This is a genomic window from Ruegeria sp. AA3 (genome assembly GCF_056542905.1).
The window spans coordinates 174,840-181,459 of the sequence record NZ_JBQGAQ010000009.1; the positions used below are offsets into that span (position 1 = coordinate 174,840).

General features: G+C 56.3%; 5 protein-coding genes. 4 read left to right on the forward strand and 1 reads right to left on the reverse strand.

The window, feature by feature from the left end:
* Complete coding sequence (locus tag ACR0JR_RS16190; RefSeq protein WP_480457017.1) at window positions 1-987, forward strand: sterol desaturase family protein; 987 nt, start codon at window positions 1-3, stop codon at window positions 985-987.
* Between the two features lie 56 nt (window positions 988-1,043).
* On the opposite strand, the gene ACR0JR_RS16195 is transcribed toward ACR0JR_RS16190, so the two are convergent.
* Entirely contained in the window at window positions 1,044-1,676 is a 633-nt protein-coding gene (locus tag ACR0JR_RS16195) for a class I SAM-dependent DNA methyltransferase (RefSeq protein ID WP_480457018.1), read from the reverse strand.
* Window positions 1,677-1,764: 88 nt separating this feature from the next.
* Here ACR0JR_RS16195 and ACR0JR_RS16200 point away from each other — a divergent pair, with 88 nt between their 5' ends.
* The 3 genes from ACR0JR_RS16200 to katG all read left to right on the forward strand — a co-directional run bounded on the left by ACR0JR_RS16200 (window position 1,765) and on the right by katG (window position 6,263).
* On the forward strand, window positions 1,765-2,610 hold the full coding sequence (locus ACR0JR_RS16200) for an SDR family oxidoreductase (RefSeq protein ID WP_480457019.1): 846 nt from the start codon (window positions 1,765-1,767) through the stop codon (window positions 2,608-2,610).
* A gap of 46 nt (window positions 2,611-2,656) precedes the next feature.
* The gene (locus ACR0JR_RS16205) at window positions 2,657-3,640 is read left to right on the forward strand and encodes a glycosyltransferase (protein ID WP_480457020.1); all 984 of its coding nucleotides are present in this window, start codon (window positions 2,657-2,659) and stop codon (window positions 3,638-3,640) included.
* A gap of 421 nt (window positions 3,641-4,061) precedes the next feature.
* Window positions 4,062-6,263 carry a catalase/peroxidase HPI gene (gene katG, locus ACR0JR_RS16210; protein WP_480457021.1) on the forward strand — a complete coding sequence of 734 codons (2,202 nt, stop codon included), beginning with the start codon at window positions 4,062-4,064 and terminating at the stop codon, window positions 6,261-6,263.
* Window positions 6,264-6,620 lie beyond the last annotated feature (357 nt).

The window sequence follows — 6,620 nt, forward strand, 5'->3', positions numbered from 1 at the left end:
ATGACTGACGTTCATGATGCAGAAGCCGCCCGCTGGAATTACCGCCCCGACGGTCCGGTCGGTCTGAATCCTTTGTTCAACTGGCCGCCGCGCCCCGCCGCGATCCTGCGATGGTACAGAGGGGCTTGGCTTCCGCTTACGTCGCTGACTCTGTGCATGGCCTTGGCAATGGTTGCATATTTTGCGTTTTTGCCAGCATTAGAGACTATGAAATCCTTCGCGCCTGGTTGGATGTTCCGCGTTTGGCTATTGAATATGCTCCCTCAGATCCTGGTTGCTGGGGGCCTGCATTGGTGGCTTTACATGCGCAAAGGGCAGGGCATGTATAAAAAGTTTGACCGTCGGGACCTGACTCGGAACAATGGTTCATTCACTTTTCGAAACCAGGTATTGGATAATATCTGGTGGACCTTGGGCAGCGCGATGACTGTGGCCACGGTCTATCAATGGGTAATCTATTGGGCGATGGCGAACGGCTACGTGCCAGTCATAACATGGGCCGCAGCGCCGGTCTGGTTCGTGATCTGGATACTGCTGATTCCGATGTGGTCCGGGCTGCATTTCTACTGGGTCCATCGGTTGGAGCATCACCCGAAACTCTATAAACACGTCCATGCTGTGCATCACCGCAACGTCAATATCGGGCCGTGGTCGGGGATATCGAACCACTGGTATGAAAACCTGCTTTATTTTTCGACCTACTTCATCCATCTGATCGTACCCTCGCACCCGCTGCATCTGCTGTTTCATGTTTACTTTCAGCAGATCAGCCCGGTTCTGTCCCATTCGGGCTTTGAAAAGCTAAAGGCTGGCGAGACGGACGCAGCGAGGGCAGGAGATTTCTTCCATCAGCTTCATCACCGGTATTTCGAGTGCAACTATGGCACTTCTGAGATTCCGTTCGACAAGTGGTTCGGGACCTATCACGACGGCTCAGCTGAGGCGACAACACGGACTCGGGCGTATAAGAAGCAGATGTATACCTAGATGTCTAATGCTGCGAAGGTCCAGATATTGTCAGATTCGCCCTGATTAGTGTCTGATCAGCCCTTTTCGAACAGTGCGATTAAAGCAATGTCATCCTTGTTGGGGCCAGCGGCTAGCTCACCATATATACGCACTTCGGTAAATGACAGATTGCTGATTTGTTCAGCCTCGAGAGCGCCGAATGCATCGGAAAACCCCAGCGCCTCAAAGTGCTTTGCGTTGATTGACAGGGCGAATTGTGCGCCGGGACGCGCGACCCGCAAGAGCGCGGGCAAGGCCTCGGGCCCCAGGTGGCCATGGGTGAACGTTCCGGAGGAGACCACGCCTGCATAGCTGTCACGCGGGACGGGAAGGCCCTGATTCAGATCGGCCTCGATCGCGTCTCGGTAGATATCCTTGCGCATCGCCTGATCCAGCATTTCAGCACTGATATCCGTGGCGTCAATCGGGCCAACGCCCAGCCCCGCCAAAACCGCACCACATAACCCCGTTCCCGCTCCAACATCCAATACCGGACCCTGACCACCGGCAGCAATGAAAGCGCGCGCTGTTTGGATGTGGAGTTGATAGTCTTCCAGTGCGGCAAAATTGTCGTCGTAGTCTCCGGCCCATTCAGCGTAGAGACGCTTGTTCTCTTCAGGCGACTTCAAGGAATAGGCGGCGCGTAGATCGGGTGTTTTGTTGCTCATACATCAATGAAGGCGCATCAGAGGATTCGAATCAAGTGCGTCCATCCGGCGCTTGCATCCCCGGGCCGGGCGGATCATCAAAGGAGCTATGACTCAAACACTTTTTTCATTCGGCCACGGCTATTCTGCCCGAGCGACATCGAAGCGACTTGATCCAGCATCCTGGCGGATCATCGGAACCTCGCGCGATCCAAAGCAAATTGAGACCATTCGCGCGTCGGGCGCCGAGCCGATTGTCTGGCCGGGGGAACGGCCTGACTTGGAAGGTGTCACACATGTATTGATCTCAACCGCGCCTAAAGCAGATGGTGACCCTGTATTGGCAGAGTTGCGCGATGAGATTGCCGCCCGCGCCGGGCAATTCAAATGGGTTGGGTATCTGTCGACCACTGCGGTTTATGGTGATCACGATGGGGGTTGGGTGGATGAGACCACCGCGCCCGAACCTACCGCCGAACGAGGTCGGTGGCGCGTGCGTGCCGAAACGCAGTGGGCAGATATCCCGGACCTCCCGTTACATACATTCCGATTGGCGGGGATTTATGGGCCGGGGCGTGGACCGTTTTCCAAGCTCAAGAGAGGTGGCCTGAGACGGATCATTAAGCCGGGACAGGTATTCTCGCGTATTCACGTTGATGATATCGCGCAGGTGTTGATCGCATCGATGGCCAAACCCAATCCGGGCGCGATCTACAATGTCTGCGATGATGAACCGGTGCCACCGCAGGATGTGATCGGCTATGCGGCCGAGCTGCAGGGACTGCCGTTACCGCCTGCTGTGCCGTTTGATGAGGCTGCTCTGACTCCGATGGCCCGTAGTTTTTACGATGAAAACAAACGCGTTCGGAATGATCGGATTAAAGAAGAGTTGGGTATCTCACTGCTCTACCCAAATTACCGGGTTGGGTTAGAAGCGTTGATGGAACCCTCGTGATCACTGCGCCTTGTCAAGAAACAGATGCAGGTAGTATGGGGATGCGATGAAGGATCGCTCAGCCACCCTGAAGATTACGGTTTCTACTCTCACCCGGCAGCGCCCCGAAATGCTGGCTGCATTGATTGAGAGCTGGGGCGAGATGAAGCTGCCGCCTGATTGCTCAGTGCGATGCCTTGTGGTCGAAAACGACAGTTCACCTCTTAGCGAGGATACCGTGCGGGCAGCGGGGGCTGTTCTGCCCAACGGGGCGGGTCTGGATTATGTCCTTGAGACCGAGCCTGGCATTCCCTTCGGGCGCAACCGTGCAGCGCGCGAGGCGCTTGAACAGGGTTCGGATCTGCTCTGTTTTGTTGATGATGATGAAGTGGTGGCATCCGATTGGCTTGAGAGTTTGGTTGCCGGTTATCGCAAGAGTTCCTCTGTGTTGTTGGGTGCGCCGCTCCGCGCCGCAGGGCCGACTGGGCAGGAAACCGCAATGCAGCGGCTGATGCTGCGCAACATCAGCAATCGATATCTCGACAAGGAAAACGCCGCCGCCAGGAAGGCGACATTGAACGATACCGGCGGTGTCACCATCGTGACCAACAACTGGCTTGGCGAGACGCGGTTGTTCAGCGAAACCGGGCTTTGGTTTGATGAAACCATGCGGATGACGGGCGGAACGGACGCAAAGTTTTACGCCGAGACTGTTGCCGCCGGATTACCTGTGGGCTGGGTGCATGATGCGTTCGTGTATGAAACCATTTCACCCGAGCGTCTCTCGTTCTGGTATCAGGCTGCCCGAGGACGGGATCAGTCCAACACGCATATGCGGCGCAAGCTTGATCAGAAGCCGACAAAGGCGATCTTGGGTTTCCTGAGCGCGCCTTTGCGTTTGGTGGCGCTACTGGGGGCAATCCTGTTGTTTCCGTTCCAACCGGATCGACGGTTGATCCAGATCGCCCGCACGGCTGGGTGGCTGGTCGGCGTATTGGGAATTCCTTTTGGCTACAAATCAGCCCTTTATAAGAAAGTCAGTGGCCACTGAAACTGTGTCGACAGACAACTTGACGCTGGCGCCAGTCAGGCAATTCACAGCGGTTAGCATCGTAGATCCATTTGCGTCGCCACCCCCACGTGCTCAAATTGCGAGTCACGCTGAAGCCCAGCGATGAAAATGCAATCGCGTGCTTTAGCGTCCAGCTGCGCGAAGACGTTCAAGTGATAGTTTTGGGTTATCGATATCATCGAAAAACAAAACTTATGTGAATGGTTTGGATTTGCTAAATCTACATCCAAACAGAAAGAACGAGTCGTTAATGCTATTTCCTACAATGAAGGCAGGGCCGATCCGCGCGATCCCGCGTAATGCCCATGCCAAGGACGAGAGCAAAAACACTCAAGCCCCCTGTTTCTCGTTTCAAAGTTAACCGCGCGACGCACACATCTAGCCAGTACTGGAGATCGATATGGACGGAAGTGATACCCCCAACATGGGCAAATGCCCGGTAATGCATGGCGCCGAGGCCCGGTCCAACCGGGATTGGTGGCCGAACCAACTTAACCTGTCGATTCTGCATCAGCATAGCCCTGCATCGAACCCGATGGGTGAGACATTCGACTATGCCGAAGAGTTCAAGAAGCTCGACCTGAAGGCGCTGAAGGAAGACCTTTACGCACTGATGACGGATTCACAGGACTGGTGGCCGGCGGACTATGGTCACTACGGCGGCTTGTTCATCCGTATGGCCTGGCACGCAGCGGGCACTTATCGGACGGCGGATGGTCGCGGTGGTGCTTCGACCGGCAATCAGCGTTTTGCACCGCTGAACAGCTGGCCGGACAATGGCAACCTGGACAAAGCGCGCCGTTTGCTGTGGCCGATCAAGCAAAAATACGGCAACCAGATTTCCTGGGCTGACCTTTATATTCTGGCGGGCAACTGCGCGATTGAATCCATGGGTGGAACGACCTTTGGTTTCTCGGGTGGCCGCGAAGACATCTGGGCACCCGAAGAAGACATCTATTGGGGTGCCGAGACCGAATGGCTGGCCCCAACCGAGAACCCGCATAGCCGCTATTCGGGCGAGCGTGATCTGGAAAACCCGTTGGCCGCCGTTCAGATGGGTCTGATCTATGTGAATCCCGAAGGGCCCGATGGTGAGCCGAACGTTCTGGCCTCGGGCCGAGACATCCGTGACACCTTTGGTCGGATGGCAATGAACGACGAGGAAACCGTCGCTCTGGTCGCGGGTGGCCACACTTTTGGCAAGGCGCATGGTGCGGGCGACCCCAACCTGGTCGGCCCCGAACCCGAAGCCGCCCCGATCGAGGACATGGGCTTTGGCTGGATCAACGACTTCGGAACCGGCAAGGGTGACGACACGACCACCTCGGGTATTGAAGGCGCGTGGACCGCGAACCCGATCAAGTGGGACAATGGCTATTTCGATCTGTTGTTCGGCTATGATTGGAACCTGACCAAAAGTCCCTCGGGCGCTTGGATCTGGGAACCGGTCGGCGTGAAAGACGAAGACATGGCGCCGGCGGCGCATGATCCGTCCAAGAAAGTCAAGACCATGATGACCACCGCCGACATGGCGATGCGCATGGACCCGATCTATGGTCCGATCTCGAAACGCTTCCATGAAAACCCAGAAGAGTTCGCCGACGCCTTCGCTCGCGCCTGGTTCAAACTGACCCACCGCGACATGGGTCCACGTGCGCGTTATCTGGGAGCAGAAGCTCCGAGCGAAGAGCTCATATGGCAAGACAATGTCCCTGCCGTCGATCATGCGCTTATTGACGACGCCGATGTGGCCGATCTCAAAGCAAAGATACTCGCAACCGGGTTGTCGGTTTCGGATCTGGTGTCGACCGCATGGGCTTCGGCTTCAACCTTCCGCGGATCGGACATGCGTGGCGGTGCCAACGGTGCGCGTATTCGCCTGGCCCCGCAGAAAGATTGGGAGGTCAACGAGCCGCTGAAACTGTCCAAGGCGCTGGATGCGCTGGAAGGGGTTCAGGCTGCGTTCAATGATGGACAGTCTGGTGGCAAGAGAGTTTCCTTGGCAGATATTATTGTCCTTGGTGGCGCTGCAGCCATCGAACAGGCAGCCAAAGCTGCAGGCCATGACGTTGACGTGCCCTTTACCCCAGGCCGCACCGATGCCGCGCAAGAGCAGACGGATGTGGACAGCTTTGCAGTGATGGAACCCATCGCCGACGGTTTCCGCAACTACCTGCACAAGGAGTACTCGGTTCCGGCCGAGGCTCTGCTGGTGGACAAGGCGCAATTGCTGACACTGTCTGCGCCTGAGATGACGGCACTTGTCGGTGGGATGCGGGTGCTGGGTGCAAACTTCGGTGGCACCTCTCATGGAGTGCTCACCGACCGGGTTGGTACGCTCAGCACTGACTTCTTTGTGAATCTTTTGGATATGGGAACCGAGTGGAAGCCATCAGGTGATGGCGTCTACGAGGGTCGTGATCGGGCGAGCGGCGAAGTGAAGTGGACAGGTACCCGCGCGGATCTGGTCTTTGGTTCGAACTCGCAGTTGCGGGCGCTGGCCGAGGTCTATGGTCAGGACGATGCGGGCGGTAAATTTGTCTGCGACTTCGTTTCGGCCTGGAACAAGGTGATGAACGCGGATCGATATGATTTGAACTAACCCTGTGACAACCGCAGTGAATTGAGCCGCCCGAGGAGACTCGGGCGGCGTTTTCGTTCGCCCGAGTTTAGGTTGCCTACCGATCATTGGGTATGATTCCGCTGAAAGGTCGTCCACCTCGTTGCTGTGAGTTTCTGTTTAGCAGGTTTGTGGGGTAAATTATGAAGCTAACATATTGTTTTCATTAAGATGGAGAAGAAACCGAGCGGAAATGTGAAGTTTTTTCAAAATGGGGGTTGCAGGTCTCAGGCCTAATCCGTAAATACCCCTTCACCGGCGCTGCTGAGGCGGTTGCTGGGACGCTGGGAACGGCGGAGACGAGCCGGAGAGACGGTTGAGACGCATCGGAGAGACGGT

Coding starts and splice junctions, on each gene's coding strand:
- ACR0JR_RS16190 (WP_480457017.1), top strand. CDS start 1: ATGACTGACGTTCATGATGCAGAAGCCGCCCGCTGGAATTACCGCCCC.
- ACR0JR_RS16195 (WP_480457018.1), bottom strand. CDS start 1,676: ATGAGCAACAAAACACCCGATCTACGCGCCGCCTATTCCTTGAAGTCG.
- ACR0JR_RS16200 (WP_480457019.1), top strand. CDS start 1,765: ATGACTCAAACACTTTTTTCATTCGGCCACGGCTATTCTGCCCGAGCG.
- ACR0JR_RS16205 (WP_480457020.1), top strand. CDS start 2,657: ATGAAGGATCGCTCAGCCACCCTGAAGATTACGGTTTCTACTCTCACC.
- katG (WP_480457021.1), top strand. CDS start 4,062: ATGGACGGAAGTGATACCCCCAACATGGGCAAATGCCCGGTAATGCAT.